Annotated in this window: 25 protein-coding genes and 1 pseudogene; 18 read left to right on the plus strand and 8 right to left on the minus strand. The window is 65.3% G+C overall.

Going from position 1 to position 22,902, the window contains the following annotated elements:
* Positions 1–12 precede the first annotated feature (12 nt).
* Entirely contained in the window at positions 13–540 is a 528-nt protein-coding gene (locus JQ635_RS36465; RefSeq protein ID WP_211414597.1) for a GNAT family N-acetyltransferase, read from the minus strand.
* A 242-nt stretch (positions 541–782) separates the two neighbouring features.
* On the opposite strand from JQ635_RS36465, the gene JQ635_RS36470 reads away from it, so the two are divergent.
* The 11 genes from JQ635_RS36470 (at position 783) to JQ635_RS36520 (ending at position 8,955) form a co-directional block, all read left to right on the plus strand.
* Entirely contained in the window at positions 783–1,379 is a 597-nt protein-coding gene (locus tag JQ635_RS36470) for a superoxide dismutase (protein ID WP_026312923.1), read from the plus strand.
* 284 nt (positions 1,380–1,663) lie between these two features.
* Entirely contained in the window at positions 1,664–2,275 is a 612-nt protein-coding gene (locus JQ635_RS36475; protein WP_211414598.1) for a permease, read from the plus strand.
* Positions 2,272–2,772 (plus strand): hypothetical protein, encoded by a 501-nt coding sequence (locus JQ635_RS36480; RefSeq protein WP_183242509.1) that lies wholly within the window; start codon positions 2,272–2,274, stop codon positions 2,770–2,772. Before JQ635_RS36475 ends, JQ635_RS36480 begins: the two co-directional genes overlap by 4 nt.
* Positions 2,773–2,917: 145 nt before the next feature.
* On the plus strand, positions 2,918–3,148 hold the full coding sequence (locus tag JQ635_RS36485; protein WP_211414599.1) for a hypothetical protein: 231 nt from the start codon (positions 2,918–2,920) through the stop codon (positions 3,146–3,148).
* 2 nt (positions 3,149–3,150) lie between these two features.
* On the plus strand, positions 3,151–3,906 hold the full coding sequence (locus JQ635_RS36490) for a metal ABC transporter ATP-binding protein (protein ID WP_211414600.1): 756 nt from the start codon (positions 3,151–3,153) through the stop codon (positions 3,904–3,906).
* 6 nt (positions 3,907–3,912) lie between these two features.
* The gene (locus JQ635_RS36495) at positions 3,913–4,782 is read left to right on the plus strand and encodes a metal ABC transporter permease (protein WP_211414601.1); all 870 of its coding nucleotides are present in this window, start codon (positions 3,913–3,915) and stop codon (positions 4,780–4,782) included.
* Between the two features lie 2 nt (positions 4,783–4,784).
* Positions 4,785–5,648 carry a metal ABC transporter solute-binding protein, Zn/Mn family gene (locus tag JQ635_RS36500; protein ID WP_211414602.1) on the plus strand — a complete coding sequence of 288 codons (864 nt, stop codon included), beginning with the start codon at positions 4,785–4,787 and terminating at the stop codon, positions 5,646–5,648.
* A 56-nt stretch (positions 5,649–5,704) separates the two neighbouring features.
* On the plus strand, positions 5,705–6,754 hold the full coding sequence (locus JQ635_RS36505; RefSeq protein ID WP_211414603.1) for a CobW family GTP-binding protein: 1,050 nt from the start codon (positions 5,705–5,707) through the stop codon (positions 6,752–6,754).
* Positions 6,754–7,773 (plus strand): WD40 repeat domain-containing protein, encoded by a 1,020-nt coding sequence (locus JQ635_RS36510; protein ID WP_211414604.1) that lies wholly within the window; start codon positions 6,754–6,756, stop codon positions 7,771–7,773. The genes JQ635_RS36505 and JQ635_RS36510 overlap by 1 nt, the downstream gene beginning before the upstream one ends.
* A 30-nt stretch (positions 7,774–7,803) precedes the next feature.
* Complete coding sequence (locus JQ635_RS36515) at positions 7,804–8,520, plus strand: MgtC/SapB family protein (protein ID WP_211414605.1); 717 nt, start codon at positions 7,804–7,806, stop codon at positions 8,518–8,520.
* Positions 8,521–8,622: 102 nt separating this feature from the next.
* A complete protein-coding gene (locus JQ635_RS36520; RefSeq protein ID WP_211414606.1) occupies positions 8,623–8,955 on the plus strand; it encodes a hypothetical protein in 333 nt (110 codons plus the stop codon).
* 142 nt (positions 8,956–9,097) lie between these two features.
* On the opposite strand, the gene JQ635_RS36525 is transcribed toward JQ635_RS36520, so the two are convergent.
* The 5 genes and pseudogenes from JQ635_RS36525 to JQ635_RS36545 form a co-directional block, all read right to left on the minus strand.
* Positions 9,098–10,540 carry a homospermidine synthase gene (locus JQ635_RS36525; protein ID WP_211414607.1) on the minus strand — a complete coding sequence of 481 codons (1,443 nt, stop codon included), beginning with the start codon at positions 10,538–10,540 and terminating at the stop codon, positions 9,098–9,100.
* 59 nt (positions 10,541–10,599) lie between these two features.
* Positions 10,600–10,989, minus strand: a complete 390-nt coding sequence (locus JQ635_RS36530) for a RidA family protein (RefSeq protein WP_183242527.1) — start codon at positions 10,987–10,989, stop codon at positions 10,600–10,602.
* Between the two features lie 148 nt (positions 10,990–11,137).
* A pseudogene (locus JQ635_RS36535) lies at positions 11,138–11,724 on the minus strand (GNAT family N-acetyltransferase).
* Between the two features lie 132 nt (positions 11,725–11,856).
* Positions 11,857–12,999 carry a type III PLP-dependent enzyme gene (locus tag JQ635_RS36540; RefSeq protein WP_080134516.1) on the minus strand — a complete coding sequence of 381 codons (1,143 nt, stop codon included), beginning with the start codon at positions 12,997–12,999 and terminating at the stop codon, positions 11,857–11,859.
* A gap of 673 nt (positions 13,000–13,672) precedes the next feature.
* Entirely contained in the window at positions 13,673–13,927 is a 255-nt protein-coding gene (locus JQ635_RS36545; RefSeq protein ID WP_211414608.1) for a hypothetical protein, read from the minus strand.
* 137 nt (positions 13,928–14,064) lie between these two features.
* Between JQ635_RS36545 and JQ635_RS36550 the strand changes: the two genes are divergently transcribed.
* From JQ635_RS36550 to JQ635_RS36560, 3 genes are read left to right on the plus strand one after another with little or no spacing between them, the layout of a single operon-like run.
* On the plus strand, positions 14,065–16,146 hold the full coding sequence (locus JQ635_RS36550) for a M3 family metallopeptidase (RefSeq protein WP_211414609.1): 2,082 nt from the start codon (positions 14,065–14,067) through the stop codon (positions 16,144–16,146).
* Entirely contained in the window at positions 16,146–16,784 is a 639-nt protein-coding gene (locus tag JQ635_RS36555) for a DUF1007 family protein (protein WP_211414610.1), read from the plus strand. Before JQ635_RS36550 ends, JQ635_RS36555 begins: the two co-directional genes overlap by 1 nt.
* Positions 16,781–17,905 carry a nickel/cobalt transporter gene (locus JQ635_RS36560; RefSeq protein ID WP_211414611.1) on the plus strand — a complete coding sequence of 375 codons (1,125 nt, stop codon included), beginning with the start codon at positions 16,781–16,783 and terminating at the stop codon, positions 17,903–17,905. Before JQ635_RS36555 ends, JQ635_RS36560 begins: the two co-directional genes overlap by 4 nt.
* Positions 17,906–18,118: 213 nt before the next feature.
* Here the strand turns inward: JQ635_RS36560 and JQ635_RS36565 are convergent, their stop codons facing one another.
* Positions 18,119–18,517, minus strand: a complete 399-nt coding sequence (locus JQ635_RS36565; protein WP_211406149.1) for an MAPEG family protein — start codon at positions 18,515–18,517, stop codon at positions 18,119–18,121.
* 82 nt (positions 18,518–18,599) lie between these two features.
* Here JQ635_RS36565 and hemH point away from each other — a divergent pair, with 82 nt between their 5' ends.
* The 4 genes from hemH to JQ635_RS36585 all read left to right on the plus strand — a co-directional run bounded on the left by hemH (position 18,600) and on the right by JQ635_RS36585 (position 22,366).
* Complete coding sequence (hemH, locus tag JQ635_RS36570) at positions 18,600–19,637, plus strand: ferrochelatase (RefSeq protein ID WP_211414612.1); 1,038 nt, start codon at positions 18,600–18,602, stop codon at positions 19,635–19,637.
* A 26-nt stretch (positions 19,638–19,663) separates the two neighbouring features.
* A complete protein-coding gene (locus tag JQ635_RS36575; RefSeq protein WP_211414613.1) occupies positions 19,664–20,632 on the plus strand; it encodes an ABC transporter substrate-binding protein in 969 nt (322 codons plus the stop codon).
* A gap of 231 nt (positions 20,633–20,863) precedes the next feature.
* Complete coding sequence (locus JQ635_RS36580; protein ID WP_211414614.1) at positions 20,864–21,868, plus strand: SPFH domain-containing protein; 1,005 nt, start codon at positions 20,864–20,866, stop codon at positions 21,866–21,868.
* 54 nt (positions 21,869–21,922) lie between these two features.
* On the plus strand, positions 21,923–22,366 hold the full coding sequence (locus JQ635_RS36585; protein ID WP_211414615.1) for an NfeD family protein: 444 nt from the start codon (positions 21,923–21,925) through the stop codon (positions 22,364–22,366).
* A 184-nt stretch (positions 22,367–22,550) separates the two neighbouring features.
* Here JQ635_RS36585 and JQ635_RS36590 read toward each other — a convergent pair whose 3' ends face one another.
* The gene (locus JQ635_RS36590; RefSeq protein WP_211414616.1) at positions 22,551–22,877 is read right to left on the minus strand and encodes a winged helix-turn-helix transcriptional regulator; all 327 of its coding nucleotides are present in this window, start codon (positions 22,875–22,877) and stop codon (positions 22,551–22,553) included.
* Positions 22,878–22,902: the final 25 nt, after the last annotated feature.

Below are 22,902 nucleotides of genomic sequence, written 5' to 3' on the forward strand. Positions count from 1 at the left end.
CTCACGCAGGGCTCACCAGGGCAGACCGCATAGGTCGATGGTGCCCAGCGTCGGGGCCCGGACGATGTCGAAGACGTAGGGCGCCATGTAGTCGAAGCGAATGCGCCCCTCCGGCTGCTCGCAATAGACGTCACCTCTGAACGGTTGCCATTTGCGGGCCTCGTAGAACGCGAAATTGTGCGGCTCGCAGAACAGGAGCCCGAAGCGGACCGCCTCGTTGGCGCGCATCGTATGCACCGCCGCGTCGATCGCGATCGTTGCAAAGCCGCGGCCGCGCCGGTCCTCGCGCGTGCAGACGCCGCCGATGCCGCCGACATGGACCTTCTGTCCATTCCAGGTCACGGTGCGGAAGTAGATGCCGACATGGCAGACGAGGCCGTCCTCGGGCGTCTCGAGCAGCACGCGAAGGTCGGCATTGGCCCATTTGACGTGAGCCCAGGGCTTGTCCGCGACCAACTGCGGTCCCCAGACCGCCTGATGCAGCGGCTCGGCAATCGGCCATGAGGCGTCGCCGTTCAAAATGTCGATCTCGATGCTCATGGCGTCGTCCTTCACAGCTCCGCTTCGTGGCGCGTTTGTTCTGTCTTAAGCGCTTCAAAGGCAATGATATTTTATGGCGAACCGCAGGTTTGATCGACCGTGGCCCGTTGCGATGAATTTGTGCAGTCGGGCAAAGCCACCCCGTCACGCCTTTTCGCAAATTCTGAGGTATTTAATGGCGTCGGAACCTTCTATAAGGGGTGACCGTTAGAACGTTCCCCACCAGTTGCGGACAAGAACCCATGACCTTTACGCTGCCCCCACTCCCTTACGCCTATGACGCCCTCGGCCAGTACATGTCGAAGGAGACGCTGGAATATCACCACGACAAGCATCATCAGGCCTACGTCACCAACGGCAACAACGCGCTCAAGGGGACCGAATGGGAAGGCAAGTCCCTTGAAGAGATCGTCAAGGGCTCGTTCGGCAAGAACCCCGCGGTGTTCAACAACGCCGGCCAGCACTACAATCACATCCACTTCTGGAGCTGGATGAAGCCCAATGGCGGCGGCACCAAGCTGCCGGGCAAGCTCGAGAAGAAGATCAACGAGGACCTCGGCGGTTTCGAGAAGTTCAAGACCGACTTCCAGGCGGCTGGCGTCGGCCAGTTCGGCTCCGGCTGGTGCTGGCTCCAGGTCAAGAACGGCAAGCTCGAGATCTCCAAGACCCCGAACGGCGAGAATCCGCTGGTGCACGGCGCCACCCCGATCCTCGGCTGCGACGTCTGGGAGCACTCCTACTACATCGACTACCGCAACCGCCGTCCCGACTATCTCAAGGCGTTCGTCGAGAACCTCGTGAACTGGGAATACGTCGAGTCCCTGTTCGACAAGGCGTAAGGCTTCACCTCGTCATTCCGGGGCGGCGCGTCAGCGCCGAGCTATGGTGCGCAATTGCGCACCTGAGAATCCATCGGGCGTCAATCCGCGTGGATCAATGGATTTCCGGGCTCGCGCTTCACGCGCCCCGGAATGACAGAAAGGCGGTCGCATCAGCGGTCGCCTTTTTGCTGTGCGGAATTGCCCTGCGCGGCGCGCGTATCGGCCTGTGATCCTACCGTTTGCATCGCGTTGGCGGCGCCCTTAATCAGGATGGGCATCACCCTCGAGCCGCTCCACACCCGTTGTCAGAACTTCCCTCGAAAGCCCCGGCGCCTGCCGAGGACGCGGAGTCCGAGCCGCGGCCGGGACGCGTGCGCAAGCCGATCGGCTGGTCGACCATCATCATCGCGGCCCTGGTGGCGGTGAGCGCGGCACTGGTCTGGCGGCGTGACGGCACCGAAGGCGTCCTCGATATTCTGACCCACGATCTCTCGCTGTTCGGCGGCATCCTGCCGCGCGTGCTGGCCGGCTGCCTGTTAGGGGCCTTCATCTCCGAGATCCTGCCGCACGAAAAAGTCTCACGCTCGCTCGGGCCGAAATCCGGCCTGATGGGCCTTCTGATCGGCGCGGCTTTCGGTGCGATCCTGCCCGGCGGTCCCTTCACAGCCTATCCGGTGGCGAGCGCGCTCCTCGCGGTCGGTGCCGATTTCGGCGCCACCATCGCCATGGTCGTGAGCTGGACCCTGATCGGCTACGGCCGGGCAGTGGCCTGGGAAATCCCGATCATGGGCACCGATTTCACACTGTGGCGGATCGTGATCTCGCTGCCGCTGCCGGTGCTGGCGGGCGCCCTCGGCCGCTTCGTCTATGTCCGGCTCTATCCGAAGCCGCTGGCGAAGGACGACGAGAGTTGAGCGCGGCGCTCCTGATCGACATCCTGTTATGGGGTTCGGTGCTCGGCGTCGGGCTGATCGCCTTCCGCCGCGGCCCGCCGGTGTTCAAGGCCTCCTTGCGCGAAGGCTCGATGGACTTCATCAACATCGTGCCGCGGATTGCGCTGGGCGTGATCGGCTCCGGCTACATCGCCGCCATCATCCCGCAGGAGGTGATCACCGGCTGGCTCGGCCCGGACAGCGGTTGGCTCGGGGTCGCAAGCGCCGTGGTCGCCGGCGCGGCCACGCCCGGCGGCCCCGTGATCGGCTTCTCCATTGGCACGGTGGCCCTGAAGTCGGGCGGCGGGGTGCCCCAGGTGGTCGCCTATGTCGTCGCCTGGGCCCTGTTCGCCTTCCAGCGGGTGATCTTGTGGGAAATCCCGTTCATGCCGGCCCGTTTTGTCTGGTTCCGCTGCGCCGTCTCGGTGCCGTTCCCGTTCGTGGCGGCCGCCATCGCCATGGTGATCGGCAAGCCCTGAGCCCGTCTCCATCTACCGTCATTCCGGGGCGATGCGCAGCATCGAACCCGGAATCTCGAGATTCCGGGTCTAGTCCTTCGGACCATCCCGGAATGACGAGGGTAGGCCCGTGGACAGGGGTAATGTTATAATATAACGTTCCGGGATGGTTCCCGCCGCGTCTCACGCCCATCATCACGACCATGCTCATGGCCATTCCCATGACCATGCGCACGGCCACGACCACACCCACGCCCATGTCCACGATGCGGCCTCGCCGCATCCGGCCCAGGCGGCGCCTTGGTCGATCCTGCGCATGACCATGGCGGGACGCCTCGCGGCTGCGCTCGCCGTCTGCGCCGTGCTCTGGGGCGTGGTCTTCCTGGCGATGAGGTGAGGATGGCGGCCCTGCATTTCCACAACGTCACGCTCGGCTATGACCGGCATCCGGCCGTGCATCATCTCAGCGGCGAGGTCGCCCCGGGCGCGCTGGTCGCCGTGATCGGCCCGAACGGCGCCGGCAAGTCGACCCTGCTGCGCGGCATCGTCGGCATCCTCAAGCCGCTCGACGGCAGCATCCATCTCGGCGGGCTCGATGCCCGCGATATCGCCTATCTGCCGCAGAGTGCTGAGATCGACCGAAGCTTCCCGATCTCGGTGTTCGATTTCGTCGGCACCGGGCTGTGGCGCGGCACGGGCCTGTTCGGCGGCATCGGCAAGGTGGCGCGGGACAAGATCCTGCGCGCGATCGCATCCGTCGGCCTCAACGGCTTCGAGAACCGTCCGATCGGCACGCTCTCGGGCGGTCAGATGCAGCGCGTGCTGTTCGCGCGCGTGCTGCTCCAGAATGCACGCCTGATCGTGCTCGACGAGCCCTTCAACGCCATCGACAGCAAGACCACGACCGATCTGCTTGCATTGGTGAAGCACTGGCACGGCGAGGGTCGCACCGTGCTCGCCGCGCTGCACGACATGGAGATGGTGCGCAATCATTTCACCGAGACGCTGGTGCTGGCGCGCGGACCGGTGGCGTGGGGACCGACGGCGGAGGTGCTGACGCCGGAGAACCTGATGGTCGCGATGCGGATGTGCGAGGCCTTCGACGACACCGCCGCGGCCTGCGCTGCCGATGATATCAGCTCGCGGGCGGCCTGATATCCGATGGTCTATGACGCGCTGATCGGCCCGTTCACCGAATTCGAGTTCATGCGGCGGGCGCTGGCCGCGGTGATCGCGCTGTCGCTGGCGGGCGCGCCGATCGGCGTTTTCCTGATGCTGCGGCGGATGAGCCTCGTCGGCGACGCCATGGCGCATGCGATCCTGCCCGGCGCTGCCGTCGGCTTCCTGCTCTCCGGCCTCAATTTGTTCGCGATGACGGCGGGCGGCCTGATCGCCGGCTTTGCGGTTGCGATTTTGGCCGGCGTCGTCGCCCGCTCGACCGGGCTGAAGGAGGACGCGTCGCTGGCGACCTTCTACCTGGCCTCGCTGGCGCTCGGCGTCACCATCGTCTCGATCAAGGGCACCAATATCGACCTCTTGCACGTGCTGTTCGGGAACATCCTCGCGATGGACGATCAGACGCTGCTGGTGGTCGCCTTCAACGCCACGGTGACACTGCTGGTGCTCGCCGTGATCTATCGCCCGCTGGTGATCGAAAGCGTCGATCCGCTGTTTCTGCGCACCGTGAGCCGGGCCGGGGGCCCTGCGCATCTCGCCTTCCTCGCGCTCGTCGTCATCAACCTCGTCAACGGCTTTCAGGCGCTTGGCACGCTGCTGGCGGTGGGCCTGATGATCCTGCCGGCCGGTATCGCCCGGTTCTGGTCGCGCGATCTCACCGCGATGATCTGCATCGCGGTCGTCGCTGCTGCCGTCTCCGGCTATGCGGGCCTCGTGCTATCGTTCCAGACTCGCGTTCCCTCAGGCCCCGCGATCATTCTGGTGGCGACCGTGCTCTACATTGTCTCCGTGCTGTTCGGCCGCGTCGGCGGTGTCGTCCGGCAACTGTTTCCCGGCCGGCATCTGGAAGCGTGACGATGCGGCGTATCCTGCTTTGCGCGCTCCTGCTGATCGCCTCGCCGCTGCACGCCGCCGAGCGGCTCAACGTGGTCGTCAGCTTCTCGATCCTCGGCGATTTCGTTCGCAGTGTCGGGGGCGACCGCATCAACCTGACCACGCTGGTCGGCCCCGACAGCGACGTCCACGTCTATACGCCGGCGCCAGTCGATGCGAAGCGGGTCGCGGAAGCGAAGCTCGTCATCGTCAACGGGCTTGGGCTGGAGGGCTGGCTGCCGCGCCTCGTTCAATCCTCCGGCGGCAAGGCGACGGTTGTCACCGCGAGCGCGGGCATTGCGCCGCTAAAACTCGGTTCGGCCGCTGATCCCCATGCCTGGCAGTCGGTCCCCAATGCCAGGATCTACGTGACCGATATCGCCAATGCATTGGCCGCCGCCGTCCCGGATGATGCGGACTTCTTCCGCGCCCAGGCCAAGGCCTATCTGGAAAAGCTCGAAACGCTGGATCGCGAGGTCCGCGAGGCCGTGGCCAAGATCCCGCCGGAACGGCGCAAGGTGATATCGACCCACGATGCCTTCGGCTATTTCGCCGCCGAATACGGTATCCAGTTCATCGCACCCCTGGGCGTCTCCACGGAAACCGAGCCCAGCGCGCGTGACATTGCGGCCATCATCGGCCAGATCAAGGCCCAGAAAATCCCGGCCGTGTTCCTGGAAAATATCAGCGATGACCGCCTGATCCGCCGGATCGCCGCCGAGACCGGGGCCAAGGTCGGCGGGACCCTGATTTCGGATGGTTTGACCGGCGAAAAGGGGCCTGCACCCACTTACATTGACATGGTCAGGCACAATATAAAGGCCCTGACCAGCGCGCTTGACCATTAGGGCAGGGGCCACCCCGCCTCGCGTCGCGCGAAAAAGCCTTAAAGTCCGGAGTTGTTATGTCTGAAGCGACCTCTCAGAAAATTCCCGTGACCGTCCTGACCGGCTATCTCGGCGCCGGCAAGACCACGCTTTTGAACCGCATCCTGTCGGAGAACCACGGCAAGAAATACGCCGTCATCGTCAACGAATTCGGCGAGATCGGCATCGACAACGACCTCATCATCGGCGCCGATGAGGAAGTGTTCGAGATGAACAATGGCTGCATCTGCTGCACCGTGCGCGGCGACCTCGTCCGCATCATGGACGGGTTGATGAAGCGCAAGGGCAAGTTCGACGCCATCATCGTCGAGACCACCGGCCTTGCCGATCCCGCGCCGGTCGCCCAGACCTTCTTCGTCGACGAGGACGTGCAGAAGAACGCCCGCCTCGACGCGGTCGTCACGGTCGCCGACGCCAAATGGCTGTCCGACCGGCTCAAGGACGCGCCCGAGGCCAAGAACCAGATCGCCTTCGCCGACGTCATCGTGCTGAACAAGACCGATCTCGTGACGAAGCCCGAGCTTGCCGAGGTCGAGGCCCGCATCCGCGGCATCAACCCCTATGCGAAGCTGCATCGCACCGAGCGCTGCTCGGTGGCGCTGGCCGACGTGCTCGACCGCGGCGCGTTCGACCTCGATCGCATCCTCGACATCGAGCCGGATTTCCTCGAGGCCGACGATCATGACCACGACCATGATCATCACCACCATCACGGCCACGACCATCATCACCATGATCACGGTCACGGCCTGAAGCACTATCACGACGAGGACATGCAGTCGCTGGCGCTCAAGACCGACAAGCCGCTCGATCCCAACATGTTCATGCCCTGGCTGCAGAACCTGGTGCAGGTCGAGGGCGGCAAGATCCTGCGCTCCAAGGGCATCCTCGCCTTCCATGACGACGACGACCGCTACGTCTTCCAGGGCGTCCACATGATGCTGGAGGGCAACCATCAGCGGAAGTGGAAGGAGGGCGAGCCGCGCGAGAGCCGTCTCGTCTTCATCGGCCGCGAATTGCCGGAGAAGGCCATTCGCGAAGGTTTTGAGAGCTGCATCGTCTCGTGATGAAAGAGTTTTCGCCGCCCCCCGATTCCGCCTCGATCGTCTCCGTCACCGATCGCGTCAAACAGGTTGCGCTCGGCATGGCCGTGACCTCGGTGTCTTTCCTCGGCGCCCGCGCCGCCTTCGTCGGCGGCGAGGAGAACGTCAAATTCGTCGATAGCCAAGGCGAGATCACCACGGTCGCCGTGCATAGCGGCGGCATTCTCTCCACCGCCTCCGACGGCAAGCGCATCGTGATGGGCGGCGACGACGGCAAGGTCGTCTCGCTCGACGCCAAGGGCGAGGTGACGCTGCTCGCGACCGACCCCAAGCGGCGCTGGATCGACGCGGTGGCGCTGCACGCCGATGGCGCATTCGCCTGGTCGGCCGGCAAGACCGCGACCGTCAAGAGCGGCAAGAACGAGGAGAAGTCGCTCGACGTGCCCTCGACCGTTGGCGGTCTCGCGTTCGCGCCGAAGGGACTGCGGCTCGCGATCGCGCATTACAACGGCGCGACGCTGTGGTTTCCGAACATGGAGGGCTCGGCCGAATTCCTGCCCTGGGCCGGCTCGCATCACGCGGTCACCTTCAGCCCCGACAACAAATTCCTCGTCACCGCCATGCACGAGCCGGCGCTGCACGGCTGGCGGCTCGCCGACAACAGGCACATGCGCATGACTGGCTATCCCGGCCGCGTCCGCTCGATGTCCTGGAGCGCGGGCGGCAAGGGGCTCGCGACCTCCGGTGCCGACACCGTCATCATCTGGCCGTTCGGCAGCAAGGACGGCCCGATGGGCAAGGAGCCCGCGATGCTCGCGCCATTGCAGGCGCGCGTGTCGGTGGTCGCCTGCCATCCCAAGAACGACATCCTCGCCGCCGGCTACAGCGACGGCACCGTGCTGATGGTGCGTCTGGAAGACGGTGCCGAGATCCTGGTCCGCCGCAACGGCACCCCGCCGGTCGCCGCGATTGCCTGGAACGCCAAGGGCACGCTGCTGGCGTTTGCCGACGAAAATGGGGACGGCGGCCTGCTGGAGCTTTAATCTGTCATGGTTCCGGCCGTATAGGGGACCATGCGGTTTCTGACGACCTTCCAACTCGCCGATTTCATCGACACGCTGATCAGCCTGACCACGGCCTTCGTGCTGGGCACACTGATCGGCGCCGAGCGGCAATATCGCCAGCGTACTGCGGGCCTGCGCACCAATGTGCTGGTCGCGGTGGGAGCGGCCGCCTTCGTCGATCTCGCTATGCATCTGACCGGCGCCGACGGCGCGGTGCGGGTGATCTCCTACGTCGTCTCCGGCATCGGCTTCTTAGGAGCCGGCGTCATCATGAAGCAGGGCATGGACGTCCGCGGGCTCAACACTGCGGCGACGCTGTGGGCCTCGGCCGCGGTCGGCTCCTGCGCCGGCGCCGACATGGTCGCGCAGGCGGCCGCGCTCACCGTCTTCGTCATCGCCGGCAACACCATGCTGCGCCCGCTGGTCAATGCCATCAACCGCATCCCGCTGAACGAGAAGGCGCTCGAGGCGACCTACTATTTCAAGCTGGCGGTTGCGACCGACGCCCTTCCCGACATGCGCGACCGCCTCGTCGACAAGCTCGAGGCCGCGAAATATCCGGTCGCCGATATCGAGGTCGCCGAGATCGGCGAGGACAATCTGGAGATCGCCGCCAAGCTGGTCGCGACCGCGGTCGATCCGAACGAGTTGAACGCAGTGGCGACCGATCTCCAGCATCTGCCGGGCGTGCGTCACGCCACCTGGGAAGTCAGCACGACGGAGTGAGCGGGCGGCGTTTTGGCGCGCGAGGGGCGGTTCCCGCCTTGCCGGTCTCGGAACTCGCGCGCCCCAGTTTCGTTGATTCCGCGGATAAAGGCGGTGATCGACATGCCCGGCCCAGATGACAAGCGTAGACTGAAGCTCGACCTGACAATTGCCGGTTTGCTGTTCGCAGCAGGTGTCGTGGTGTCGGTGATGTCGCTGGCTCAGATCCGAGCGGAAAGCCGGGCGGAGCTGGCGCAGGCGACGCAGCCGCTCCAGGGCACCCCGTCCGACGAGCAGAGCAAGACGCCCGCGGAAGCCAAGCCTGGCGGCGATCGGCCGACCACGCCGGCCCCCGAGCCGGCGCGCCCGGAGCCGCAGACGCAAGGCGCAGCGACAAAGCCGGCGCTGCCGCCGGCACCGGCGGAGAAGATCGCGCCGCCGATTGAGAAGAAGTAGTTTCTCTGTCGTCATTCCGGGGCGCGCGTAGCGCGAGCCCGGAATCCATTGATCTGCCGACACGGCCGCCCGATGGATTCTCAGGTGCGCAATTGCGCACCATAGCTCGGCGCTTATGCGCCGCCCCGGAATGACAGGCGCCTCACCGCACCAGAATATTCCGGAACTGCCAGGGATCGCTGGTATCGATATCCTCCGGGAACAGTCCCGGACGATCCGTCAGCGGCGTCCAGTCGGTGTAGAAACCCTTCACCGGGCCGAGATAGGGCAGCTGAATTTCCAGCAGGCGGTCGAAATCCATCTCGTCGGCTTCGACAATGCCTTCATTCGGGTTTTCCAGCGCCCACACCATGCCGCCGAGCACGGCGGAGGTCACCTGCAGGCCGGTGGCGTTCTGGTAGGGCGCGAGCTCGCGGGTCTCCTCGATGGAGAGCTGCGAGCCGTACCAATAGGCATTGTTGTCGTGGCCGAACAGCAGCACGCCGAGCTCGTCGATGCCGTCGACGATCTCGTTCTCGTCGAGGATGTGGTGCTTCTCCTGCATCTTCGCGGCGCGGCCGAACATCTCGTGCAGCGACAGCACGGCATCGTCGGCCGGGTGATAGGCATAGTGGCAGGTCGGCCGGTAGACGGCCTTGCCGGAGGCGTCGCGCACCGTGAAGTAATCGGAGATCGAGATCGACTCGTTGTGGGTGACGAGGAAGCCGTATTGCGCGCCGCGGGTCGGGCACCACGTGCGCACGCGGGTGTTGGCGCCGGGCTGCATCAGATAGATGGCAGCGCCGCAGCCGGCCTCGTGGGTGCGCGCATTCTCGGGCATCCATTTTTCATGGGTGCCCCAGCCGAGCTCGGACGGCTGCACGCCTTCCGACAGGAAACCTTCCACCGACCAGGTGTTGACGAAGACGTCGGGCTCTTTCGGCTTCTTCGAGCGCTGGGTGTCGCGTTCGGCGATGTGGATGCCCTTGACGCCGGCCTGCCGCATCAGGTCCGCCCATTCGGCCTTGGTCTTGGGCCGGGGAGCATTGAGCTTCAGGTCGGCGGCGACGTTGAGCAGCGCCTGCTTGACGAAGAAGGAGACCATGCCGGGATTGGCGCCGCAGCAGGAGACGGCCGTGGTCGAGCCCGCCGGGCGCGCCTTCTTGGCGGCCAGCGTCACTTCGCGCAGCGCGTAGTTGGAGCGCGCTTCCGGGCCCTTCGACGCATCGAAATAGAAGCCGAGCCAGGGCTCGTTGACGGTGTCGATATAGAGAGCGCCGAGCTCGTTGCAGAGCTCCATGATGTCGGTCGAGCCGGTATCGACCGAGAGATTGACGCAAAAGCCCTGGCCGCCGCCTTCCGTGAGCAGCGGGGTCAGCACCTCGCGATAATTGTCCTTGGTCAGGCCCTTCTGGATGAAGCGGACATTGTGCTTCTCGCAAAGCGCCTTGCGGCCCTCGTCCTTGGGATCGAGCACGGTGATGCGCGACTTGTCGTAGTCGAGATGCCGCTCGATCAGCGGCAGCGTGCCTTTGCCGATGGAGCCGAAGCCGACCATGACGATGGGGCCGGTGATCTTCGCGTAGATCTGCGAGGGAGGGCTCATAGGATAGATTCTCCGGAAAGTGCTGGCAGTGAGGGGTGGATCAGGCGCTGCGGCGCTTGTCAGACGCTGCGGCGCTTGGCGGTGACTTCGATCTCGACCTTCATCTCGGGCTTGGCGAGGGCGCTGACGACCAGCAAGGTCGCAGCCGGCCTGATGTCACCGAGAACCTCGCCGCAGACGGCGAAGTGGGCATCGATGTAGCTGGCGTCGGTGACGTAGTAGGTCGCGCGGACGATATCGGCCATCTCGAATCCGCCCTCCTTCAGGGCAGCTTCGATGGTCTTGAAGCAGTTGCGTGACTGGCTCGTGACATCGGCCGGCATCGTCATCGTGGTGTAGTCATAGCCGGTGGTTCCCGCGACGAAGGCGAACTCGCCGTCGATCACGGCGCGGCTATAGCCGACGGTCTTCTCGAGCGGGGAGCCGGTGGAAATCAGGCGACGGGACATGGTCGTGGGCCTCGACTGAAGGGGGTGTTTCGCGGGGGTTAAAGGGCGTTTCCGGCGCCTGCGCAACCCCAAAGGAACGGGCTTGGCACAGGCGCGGCCGGGCGTTGCCGCTCGATGCGGCTTCGGTCGTCGCTATGAAAGCGATCCGTTAGGCCGCGTGCGCCTGGAGGGGGCGAACTACCCTCCGTTTGGGTAAGGCCGCGCCGGTCGGGACGATCATCCCCTCGGCGCCATCCAGCGCACCTTCGGCGAACTCGATCGCCAGCAGGCGGTCGCGCTCGAACGGGCCGGGCAGCACCAACGCCCCGGTCTTCTCTGCCGAGAAGCCGAACCGGACGTAATAGGGGCATCGCCGAGCAGGATCACGGCTTCATGCCCGCGCGCCCGGGCGGCGGCCAGCGCTTGTTGCATCAGCGCGGCGCCGATCCCGAGCTCGCGGCAGGCAGGGTCGACCGCCAGTGGTCCGAGGACCAGAGCGGGCCTGCCTCCGGCGCTGACGTGCCACAGCCGCACGGTTCCCACGAGTGTCCCCTCGCGCACAGCCGACAGGGCAAGGCCTGCGGCAGGTGCACGTCCGTCGCGCAGGCGCTGGCAGGTGCGGTCATGGCGGTTCTCGCCAAAGCAGGCATCCAGCAGCGCTTCACGGGCGGCGACGTCGGCAGCACGTTCCGCACGGATCGCGAACGAAGCGGCTTTCGAAGTGAGGGCGACTTGTGGCTTCCGAAAAGCAGTCATGGCGCGTCAGTCCCCGCTTGAACCGGCGTGCGGGAAGCACGCCTGTCCAAGACGTCGTCAGAAATCGAGGATGTCAGGGAGGAGCCGGCGGACCGGCTCCCGGGTTCGTCAGGCCTCAGACAGAGAGGCGGATCAGATGTGGTAGGTCTTCAGCGGCGGGATGCCGTTGAACGCCACCGACGAGTAGGTCGACGTATAGGCCCCGGTGCCTTCGATCAGCACCTTGTCGCCGATCTCGAGCGTGACCGGGAGCGGATACGGGTTCTTCTCGTACAGCACGTCGGCGCTGTCGCAGGTCGGACCTGCGAGCACGCACGGCGTCATGTCCGCGCCGTCGTGACGGGTGCGGATGGCGTAACGGATCGACTCGTCCATCGTCTCGGCGAGACCGCCGAACTTGCCGATGTCCAGATACACCCAGCGCACCTCGTCCTCGTCGCTCTTCTTCGAGATGAGCACGACCTCGGATTCGATGACGCCGGCGTTGCCCACCATGCCGCGGCCCGGCTCGATGATGGTCTCCGGAATCTGGTTGCCGAAGTGCTTGCGCAGCGCGCGGAAGATCGAGCGGCCGTAGGTCACGACCGGCGGGACGTCCTTCAGGTACTTGGTCGGGAAGCCGCCGCCCATGTTGACCATGGTGAGGTTGATGCCGCGTTCGGCGCAGTCGCGGAACACCTGCGAGGCCATCGCCAGCGCACGGTCCCACGCCTTCACCTTGCGCTGCTGCGAGCCGACATGGAAGGAGATGCCGCACGGCTCCAGCCGGAGGCGCTTGGCGAGGTCGAGCACCTCGACCGCCATCTCCGGGTCGCAGCCGAACTTGCGCGACAGCGGCCACTCGGCGCCGGCGCAGTCGTAGAGGATGCGGCAGAACACCTTCGCGCCGGGGGCGGCGCGGGCGACCTTCTCGACCTCGGCGGCGCAGTCGACCGCGAACAGCCGAATGCCGAGCGCGAAGGCGCGCGCGATGTCGCGCTCCTTCTTGATCGTGTTGCCGAAGGAGATGCGGTCGGGCGTCGCACCGGCGGCCAGCGCCATCTCGATCTCGGCGACGGTCGCGGTGTCGAAGCAGGAGCCCATGGACGCCAGCAGGGCCAGCACTTCCGGCGCCGGGTTCGCCTTGACGGCGTAGAACACGCGGCTGTCGGGCAGCGCCTTGGCGAAGCTCTGGTAATTGTCGCGCACGACCTCGAGGTCGACGACGAGGCACGGCTCGGTGTCGAGGCCTTCGTTGCGGCGATTGCGCAGGAATTCCTGGATACGTTCGGTCATGGCACTCTCCAACGGTCCCAGCGACGGGAGCCGTATCAACGTGACGTCTGATGAGAGTGCTTCAGCCACATCGCGCGATGGAGGCGCGTTGAGGCCAAAAAACTCAAACCAGACTGTGCTGCCGTGGATTGGTTGGGAGAGATTCCCGCCCGCACACCTGGCAATGAAGGACAAGCCTTTTCAGTAGCCCGCGCCGGCGTTGGACTGCCGGTAGAGACCAAAAAAGCCCGATCCGTCGTTGCTTTAAGTCGCGTCCCCCGTTGAGAGCGGGGTGCGCCGGTTCGCCTCCGGCTGCCAGTCACGGTTGCAAAGAGCGAAGTCACCTTCGACATGGCATCTCTTTGAGAGAGATGCTGGACCCTCCGGGTTTGCTTCGGTCGCTCGACCTTTCAGTCTCGACTTCCGCACTTCCGAAGAGCCCCTCGGCTTCTTCACCCCTTGGCGGCTGTCCGGCCTCTTGTCCGGATACCTACCGACTGACACACGACCACAGGCACGTGCGAAATTGGGCAAGTCCGCACATAAGCGTTTTGACTCTGCTTCGCAAGAATTTTTTTAGGCTGAGAACAGAATTGCCTAACGTCTGCTTGCGCGCTGTTGCGCGAGCGACGCTGAAGATGAACGAGCGTTAAGTTTTCGCTGCGCTGCGCGTGTTGCTCACGCGCGTGAAGCGTCAGCCGCGCTTCGTGAAAGGCTCGACGCGTTGAGCCGCGCGGATGAAGGCGGTCATCACGAGCACGCCGAGTGCGAACAGCACGGCCTGCAGAATGTGGGCGCCTTGATCGCCGAGACCGAATAGGATCGCGAGCGCCCAGCCGCCGGCAAAGGCCGCGCCGAACACCTCCGCGCCGATCAGGATCGCGGCGCTGATGACGGTGATGACGCTGGGCCAGACGATCTGGCGGGACGAGGAAGAAGACGCGTTCATGGGGCTCAGGGGTCCTGACTTCGAGGGCCGCAATCTCCCCGAAAAGCTGGCCGGGAGCAAGGCCAAATGGCCCAAAAAAGCCCCATCGCGTGCTATAGCTGGCCGCAACAATTGAGCCACAAAGATCGGGACTTGCGATGTCAGAAACCCGCCAGACTATGGACTCCGGGATCAATCCGCTGCTGAAGGCCTGGGTGACGCCGTTTGCGACCCCGCCCTTCGACGAGATCACGCCGGAGCACTTCCTCCCGGCCTTCGAGCAGGCCTTCGCCGATCATTCCGCCGAGATCGCGGCGATCACCAACGATCCCGCGGCGCCCGACTTCGCCAACACCATCACGGCGCTGGAGCGTTCCGGCAAGCTGCTGAGCAAGGTCGCGGCGGTGTTCTACGACCTCGTCTCGGCGCATTCCAACCCGGCCATCCTGGAGATCGACAAGGAGGTCTCCTTGCGGATGGCGCGGCACTGGAATCCGATCATGATGAACGCCGTGCTGTTTGGTCGCATCGCCCAGCTGCACGAGAACCGCACCTCGCTCGGTCTTTCGCCCGAGCAGCTCCGCCTGCTGGAGCGCACCTACACCCGCTTCCACCGCGCCGGCGCCGGCCTCTCCGAGGAGGCCAAGGTCCGGATGGCCGAGATCAACGAGAGGCTGGCCCAGCTCGGCACCGGCTTCAGCCATCATCTGCTCGGCGACGAGCAGGACTGGTTCATGGAGCTCGGGGAGGCCGATCGCCAGGGCCTGCCGGAGAGCTTCGTCGCCGCCGCCAAGGCTGCGGCGGAAGAGCGCAGCATGGAAGGCAAGGCCATCGTCACGCTGTCGCGCTCCTCGGTCGAGACGTTCCTGAAGAGCTCGGCACGGCGCGACCTGCGCGAGAAGGTCTACAAGGCCTTCATCGCCCGCGGCGACAACGGCAATGCCAACGACAACAACACGACCATCGTCGAGGTCCTGAAGCTGCGGGAGGAGAGCGCCAACCTCCTGGGCTACCCGACCTACGCCGCCTACCGGCTCGAGGACTCCATGGCCAAGACGCCGGAGGCAGTGCGGAGCCTGTTGGAGCGGGTCTGGAAGCCGGCCCGTGCCCGGGCGCTCGCCGACCGCGACGAGATGCAGGCGCTGATCACGGAAGAGGGCGGCAATTTCAAGCTCGCCCCGTGGGACTGGCGCTTCTACGCCGAGAAGCTGCGCCTGCAGCGGGCCAATTTCGACGATTCCGCGATCAAGCCGTATCTCGGCCTCGACCACATGATCGCCGCCGCCTTCGACTGTGCCACGCGCCTGTTCGGCGTCACCTTCGAGGAGCGCAAGGACGTTCCGGTCTGGCATCCCGACGTCCGGGTCTGGGAGATGAAGGGGCCGGACGGCAAGCACAAGGCGCTGTTCTACGGCGATTACTTCGCACGCCCGTCGAAGCGCTCCGGCGCCTGGATGACCTCGCTGCGCGACCAGCAGAAGCTGGACGGCGAAGTCGCGCCGCTGGTCCTCAACATCTGCAATTTCGCCAAGGGCGCCGGCGGTGAGCCATCGCTGCTGTCGCCCGACGACGCCCGCACCCTGTTCCACGAGTTCGGCCACGGCCTGCACGGCATGCTCTCCAACGTGACCTATCCCTCGTTGTCGGGCACCTCGGTGTTCACCGACTTCGTCGAGCTGCCGTCCCAGCTCTACGAGCACTGGCAGGAGCGGCCCGAGGTGCTCCAGAAGTTCGCCCGTCACTACCAGACCGGTGAGCCGCTGCCCGACGACCTGCTCCAGCGCTTCCTGGCTGCGCGAAAATTCAACCAGGGCTTTGCCACGGTCGAGTTCGTCTCCTCGGCGCTGGTCGATCTCGAGTTCCACACCCAGCCGGCCGCCGCCGCGCAGGATGTCCGCGCCTTCGAGAGACGCGAATTGGAGAAGATCGGCATGCCCGAGGAAATCGCGCTGCGTCACCGGCCCACGCAGTTCGGTCACATCTTCACCGGCGACCACTATGCCGCCGGCTATTACAGCTACATGTGGTCCGAGGTGATGGACGCCGACGCCTTCGGCGCGTTCGAGGAGGCCGGCGACATCTTCGATCCCGCCGTCGCCAAACGCCTGCACGACGACATCTACTCGAGCGGCGGATCGGTCGATCCGGAAGCGGCCTACGAGGCCTTCCGCGGCCGCCCGCCGGAGCCCGACGCGCTGCTCCGCCGTCGCGGCCTGCTCGACGACGCCAAGGCGGCCTGATGGGTATGCGCCGCTTGTTCGGATGGCTGCTCGCCGCCGCGATGACGCTCGCGGCGGGCGCAGCGCATGCGCATCCGCATGTCTGGATCACCGCGACCAGCGAGCTGCTGTACGCCGCCGACGGCAGCATCACCGGCGTGCGTCACGCCTGGACCTTCGACGACATGTTCTCGGCCTATGCGGTGCAGGGGCTCGAGAGCAAGACCAAGGGCGCCTATACGCGCGAGGAGCTCGGGTCGCTGGCGCAGACCAATGTCGAGTCGCTGAAGGAATATGCCTATTTCACCTTCGCCAAGGCCGACGGCAAGAAGGAGCGCTTCCAGGAGCCGGTCGACTATTTCCTCGACTATAAGGACACGGTGCTGACCCTGCACTTCACGCTGCCGCTGAAGAACCCGGTCAAGCCCAGGCAATTGGTGCTCGAAGTGTTCGACCGCTCGTTCTTCATCGACTTCCAGATGGCCAAGGAGAATCCGGTCAAGCTGGTCGGCGCGCCCGCGGGTTGCCAGATGAAGCTCGATCGTCCCAGCGACGGCTCGGCTACCGCCCAGAAGCTCAACGAGCAGACTTTCCTGAACGGTGAGAACAGCAATTTCGGCATGATGTTCGCCAACAAGATCACGGTGGATTGCCCTTGAAGCAGCATCTCTCCCTGCTCACCCGCGGGCTGATCGCCTGCGTGGCCGTTCTGCTGGTCGTGATCGCGGCCGATGCCGCGCTTCACAATCTCCTCGCGCAAAACCCCTTCGGCGCGCCGCGCCCCGCGCCGGCGGCCGAACCCGAGGCCAGCGGCCTCATTGGCTGGCTCCTGGCAAAGCAGTCGGAATTCTATCGGCAGATGTCGTCGACCATACGTGCCGCGAAGTCCGACGGCTCGGCGGTGTGGACGCTGCTCTTCATCTCGTTCGCCTATGGCATCTTCCATGCCGCCGGCCCAGGCCATGGCAAGGCGGTGATCGCCTCTTATCTGGTCGCCAACCGCGAGACCGCCGGGCGCGGCATCGCGTTGTCGTTCGCCTCGGCGCTGATGCAGTCGCTGGTGGCGATCCTGATCGTCGGCATCTCGGCCTGGGTGCTGAACGCGACCGCCAAGACCATGTGCAAGGCGGAAGGGGTGATCGAGATCGCGAGCTACGCCCTGATCGCGCTGTTCGGCCTGCGCCTCGTCTGGGTCAAGGGTCGCACCTTCCTCCGCGCGCTGCAGGCGGCCCAGCCAGTGCCCGCGATGGCGGGCGTGCCGCATGACCGTCATGATCACGGCCATCACCATCACCACGATGCGCATGATCATCATGAGCACGATCATCATCACCACGATCGTGCCCATGCCCACGACCACGCCCACCACGGGCACGATCACGTCCATGACGAGCATTGCGGCCATTCCCACGGGCCCACGCCGAGCGAGCTCGCCGGGCCCGGCGGCTGGCGGCGCGGCTTTGCCGCCATCCTCACCGTCGGCATCCGGCCCTGCTCGGGCGCGATCCTGGTGCTGGTGTTCGCGCTGGCCCAGGGCCTGTTCTGGGCCGGCATCGCCGCCACCTTCCTGATGGGGCTCGGCACCGCGATCACGGTCGCGGCCATCGCTGTTATCGCCGTCTCCGCCAAGGACGTCGCCGCGCGCCTCAGCGCCGGGCGCGACGGCGGCGGCGCGCTGTTCATGCGCGGCATCGAATTCGGCGCCGCCGCCCTCGTGCTGTTATTCGGCGTCGGCCTGTTGTTCGGCTACATCGCGGCCGAACGGACGACGTGTTTTTGAGCTCTTCCCCTCTCCCCTTGTGGGAGAGGGTGGCTCGCCGCGTAGCGGCGAGACGGGTGAGGGGTTGTCTCCGCAAGCGATCCTCTCGCAGCTGCGTTCGGCGATAGAACCCCTCATCCGGCGCTATAGCCGATGCGAAGCATCGGCGTTCTTGAGAACGGCGGCCAAAGGCCGCCTATGCCACCTTCTCCCACAAGGGGAGAAGGAAGAAGCTCACACCGGCAGAAACCGCTTCAGCATCGGCATGAAAAAAATCCCGAGATTGATCGCAAAGCCGATGCTCCAGAGGATCGAGCGCAGCGTCGGGCGGTTGCCGAGATAGGTCAGCACGTAGGCGATCCGCACGATCAGGAACAGCGCGGCGAGCTCGTCGATCAGCCGCTGCGGCGAGTCCCTGAATTCGGCAAGCAGCACCGCGAAGGCGAAGAACGGGAAGGTCTCGATGCCGTTCTGGTGGGCGCCGAGGGCGCGCTGCGCGATGGCGTCCTCATAGAAGGCGGGATCGCGCGGCCGTGAATTGTCGAAGCGGCGAAACCTGATCCATTTGATCGAGGCGATCGTCGACAGATAGAGCAGCAGCGCCCCGAATACGCACCATTCCGCGAGCGTCATCTTCCCTCCCCCGCTTGGGTGCGACCCTAGCGAAACCGCCCTCATCTTGACAAGTTCGGACCAACGCGCGACCCAACCAGCCATGAACAGCGTCGTCCCCCTCGAGACTGCGAACCCGGCCACCCGATCCGCCCTGCCGCGCGTCGGCGTGCTCCTGGTCAATCTCGGCACGCCCGATACGGCTGACGCTCCCGGCGTCCGGGTCTACCTGAAGGAGTTCCTCTCGGACGCCCGCGTCATCGAGGACCAGGGCCTGATCTGGAAGCTGGTGCTGAACGGGATCATCCTGCGCCGCCGTCCCCGCACCAAGGCGCTCGACTACCGGAAGATCTGGAACACCGAGAAGAACGAGTCGCCGCTCAAGACGATCACGCGGTCGCAAAGCGACAAGCTCGCGGCCGCGCTGTCGGACCGCGACCACGTCGTCGTCGACTGGGCGATGCGCTACGGCAACCCCTCGATCAAGACGGGCATCGACGCACTGATCGCTCAGGGTTGCGAGCGCATTCTCGCCGTGCCGCTCTATCCGCAATATTCCGCCTCGACCTCGGCCACCGTCTGCGACGAAGTGTTCCGCGTGCTCGCGCAGCTTCGCAACCAGCCGACGCTGCGGGTGACGCCGCCTTACTACGAGGACGAAGCCTATATCGAGGCGCTCGCGACCTCGATCGAGACGCATTTGGCCGCGCTGCCGTTCAAGCCGGAGCTGATCGTCGCTTCCTTCCACGGCATGCCGAAATCCTATGTCGACAAGGGCGATCCCTATCAGCAGCACTGCATCGCCTCGACCGAGGCGCTGCGCCGCCGGCTCGGCATGGACGAGACAAAACTGCTGCTGACCTTCCAGTCGCGCTTCGGCAATGACGAGTGGCTGCAGCCCTACACCGACAAGACCATGGAGCGGCTCGCGAAAGAAGGCGTGCGCCGTATCGCGGTGGTGACGCCGGGCTTTTCCGCCGATTGCCTGGAGACGCTGGAGGAGATCGCGCAGGAGAACGCCGAGATCTTCAAGCACAATGGCGGCGAGCAGTTTTCCGCGATCCCCTGCCTCAACGACACTGAACCCGGCATGGACGTGATCCGCGCCCTGGTGCTGCGCGAGCTCCAGGGCTGGATATAGCGAGCCTGGATCTGAGGAGAGCGCCTGTGAACCGCCGCGAACTCCTGACGCTTGGGATGATCGCGGCGCTGCCGTCGTCGGTGCTCGCGCAGCAGCCCGCACGCCGGCTTGGCGTACTCTCAGTCACGGCCGCCGACGATGCCATCGGGCAGACGCGCAGCGCCATCCTGGTCGAAGCGCTCGGCCGCCACGGCTGGAAGGAGCACGAGAATTTGCGGATCGATTGGCGCAGCGGCGCCGGCGACCGTGCGCGGATCGCTGGCCTCGCCGACGAGCTGATCGCGCTCAAGCCCGACATCCTGCTCGCGGTCGGCACGCCCTCGGTCGAAGAGCTGCGCCGGCGCACCGCGACGATCCCGACCGTGTTCGCCGTTGTCACCGATCCCGTCAGCCAGGGCTTTGTCCAGAACCTTGCGCATCCCGGCGGCAACATCACCGGCTTCACCGATTACGACGGCCCGCTGGCCGGCAAATGGCTGGAGATGCTGACGCAGGTCACGCCAAAAGTGTCCCGCGTCTTCGTCGTCTACAATCCCGCCACCGCGCCGTTCGCGCCGCTGATGCTGCGCACGATCGAGGACGCCGCACGGACGCTTCACGTGACCGTCGAGCCCGCGCCGGTCCATGACGCCGCCTCGATCGCGGCGCTGGCCTCGCGGCAGGACGGCGGCCTGCTGATCCTGCCGGACTTCTTCACGATGGCCAACCGCGTCGATCTGCTCGGGGCGATCGCGGAGGCGCGCATGCCCGCGGTGTTCTGGAGCCGTACCTTCGTCAACGAGGGTGGCCTGATGTCCTACAGCACTGACAGCGCCGAGCAGATCCGGCGCGCGGCGGGTTACATCGACCGCATCCTGAAGGGCGCGCAGGCCGCCGACCTGCCGGTCCAGAATCCCACGAAGTTTGAGCTGGTGATCAACCTCAAGGCGGCCAGGGCGCTCGGTGTCACGCTTTCCCCGGGTCTGCTCGCAATTGCGAATGACGTGATCGAATGACGCCGTCCGTGACGGACGCCTGGGGCCGAATTCGTTAATTTCCGCTGCTAGGTCTGCGCCCGCGCGCTTTCAAGAGCCCGCCGCAAATACATATCGTGATCGTTCTCTCCCTCGACGTCTTGTGCAGAATTGCGCCGATACCGACGTGAATTGCGACCGCTGAACCGGTAGGGTCGTAATCCCGACCAATGACAGCGCCGGAAAGGGCCTTTTTCCCGGCTTGGAGGAGCTATGAGCGGTTTCGACATTTTCGCGATTGTTCTGGTCTTGCTCGTCATCGTCACGCTGTTAGCCGGCGTGAAGACGGTGCCGCAGGGCTATGACTGGACCATCGAGCGGTTCGGCAAATACACCCAGACGCTGAGCCCCGGGCTCAATCTGATCGTGCCCTATTTCGATCGCGTCGGACGCAAGATCAACATGATGGAGCAGGTGATCGACATCCCCGAGCAGGAGGTCATCACCAAGGACAACGCCACCGTGACGGTCGACGGCGTCGCCTTCTTCCAGGTGTTCGATGCTGCGAAAGCGAGCTACGAGGTCGCCAATCTCAACCAGGCGATCACGGTCCTGACCATGACCAACATCCGCTCGGTGATGGGCTCGATGGATCTCGACCAGGTGCTGTCGCACCGCGACGAGATCAACGAGCGCCTGCTCCGCGTGGTCGATGCCGCGGTCTCGCCCTGGGGCGTCAAGGTCAATCGCATCGAGATCAAGGACATCGTGCCGCCGGCCGACCTCGTCGAGGCCATGGGCCGGCAGATGAAGGCCGAGCGCGTCAAGCGCGCCGACATCCTCGCCGCCGAAGGCCAGCGCCAGTCAGAGATCCTGCGCGCCGAGGGCGCCAAGCAGGGCCAGATCCTCCAGGCCGAAGGCCGCCGCGAAGCCGCCTTCCGCGACGCCGAGGCGCGCGAGCGTCTGGCCGAGGCCGAAGCCAAGGCGACGCAGGCGGTGTCGGAAGCCATTTCCAAGGGCGACGTCGCGGCGTTGAACTATTTTATCGCCGACAAATATATCAAGGCGTTCGGACAGTTCGCCGACGCGCCGAACCAGAAGATCATCATGCTGCCGATGGAAGCGACCAGCATGCTCGGCTCGCTCGCCGGCATCGGCGAGATCGCCAAGGCAACGTTCGGCGAAAGCGCGGCGTCTGCGGCTGCCGCCGCGCGCCGCACCGGCTCGGTGCCGCCGACCGGCGGCACGCCGCCGGCGGTACCACCGCGGCAGGGATAGTCACCGGCGCATGCCTTGCGACAAGGGCATGCGCCAATATTCAGAGGTCGTGTCATGACCGACATGTTCGTATCGCTCGGCACGTGGAATTGGCTGATCTTCGGCTTCATCCTGATGGCGCTGGAGACGATCGCGCCGGGCGTCTTCCTGTTCTGGCTCGGGCTTGCGGCACTGCTGGTGGGCCTGATCTCGTTCGCCGTCCTTTTGTCCTGGCAGATCCAGCTCGTGATGTTCGCGGTGTTCGCCGCGGCGGCCGTCCCGGTCTGGCGCCGCCTCGCCCGACCGAAACCCGATGAAAGCGCAAGCCCGTTCCTCAACAAGCGCACCGAGGCGCTGCTCGGGCGCGAGTTCACGCTGGAGAAGCCGATCATCGACGGCAACGGCACCGTGCGCATTGGCGACACGGTGTGGCGCGTTGCCGGCCCGGATACGCCGGCGGGCACGCGGGTCAAGGTGGTGCAGGTCGACGGCGCCAACCTGACGGTGGCGGCGGCGTAGCTTTCTTTTACCCTCTCCCCCTGTGGGAGAGGGTGGCTCGCCGCAAAGCGGCGAGACGGGTGAGGGGTATGTCTCCGCGAACGCTGAGCTGAGTTTGAGGAGAGAGACCCCTCATCCGGCGCTTCGCGCCACCTTCTCCCACAAGGGGAGAAGGAAAATTGGAGCGCGCGGCAAGCTTTCAGATTTACCTTTTCCACCGCTCCGCAAACCGGTGCAGCGGCATGAAGGTCTCGCACAATTCCCGCCCCAGCGCCGTCAGACCGTAGCCTCCACCGTCGCCCAGCTCCACGAACCCCGCCTCGCGCAGCTCCGTCAGCCGCGCTTGCAGTACCGTGGGTGAAGCCTCATCGCAAGCCGTACGTAGCGCGCGCGAGGTGAGGGGCTCTTCGCGCAATTCCCAGAGAATCCGCAAGGCCCAGCGCCGGCCGAGCAGGTCGAGTAATGCCATGATCGGTCGCCCGGTGCGCGAACCGCGGACGCTGCGTGTCTTTGAGTTAGCCTGTTTCGCCATCGGCGGTCCCCTTGCGTCGCGCTAC

Source organism: Bradyrhizobium iriomotense (assembly GCF_018130765.1).
Lineage (GTDB): Bacteria > Pseudomonadota > Alphaproteobacteria > Rhizobiales > Xanthobacteraceae > Bradyrhizobium > Bradyrhizobium iriomotense_A.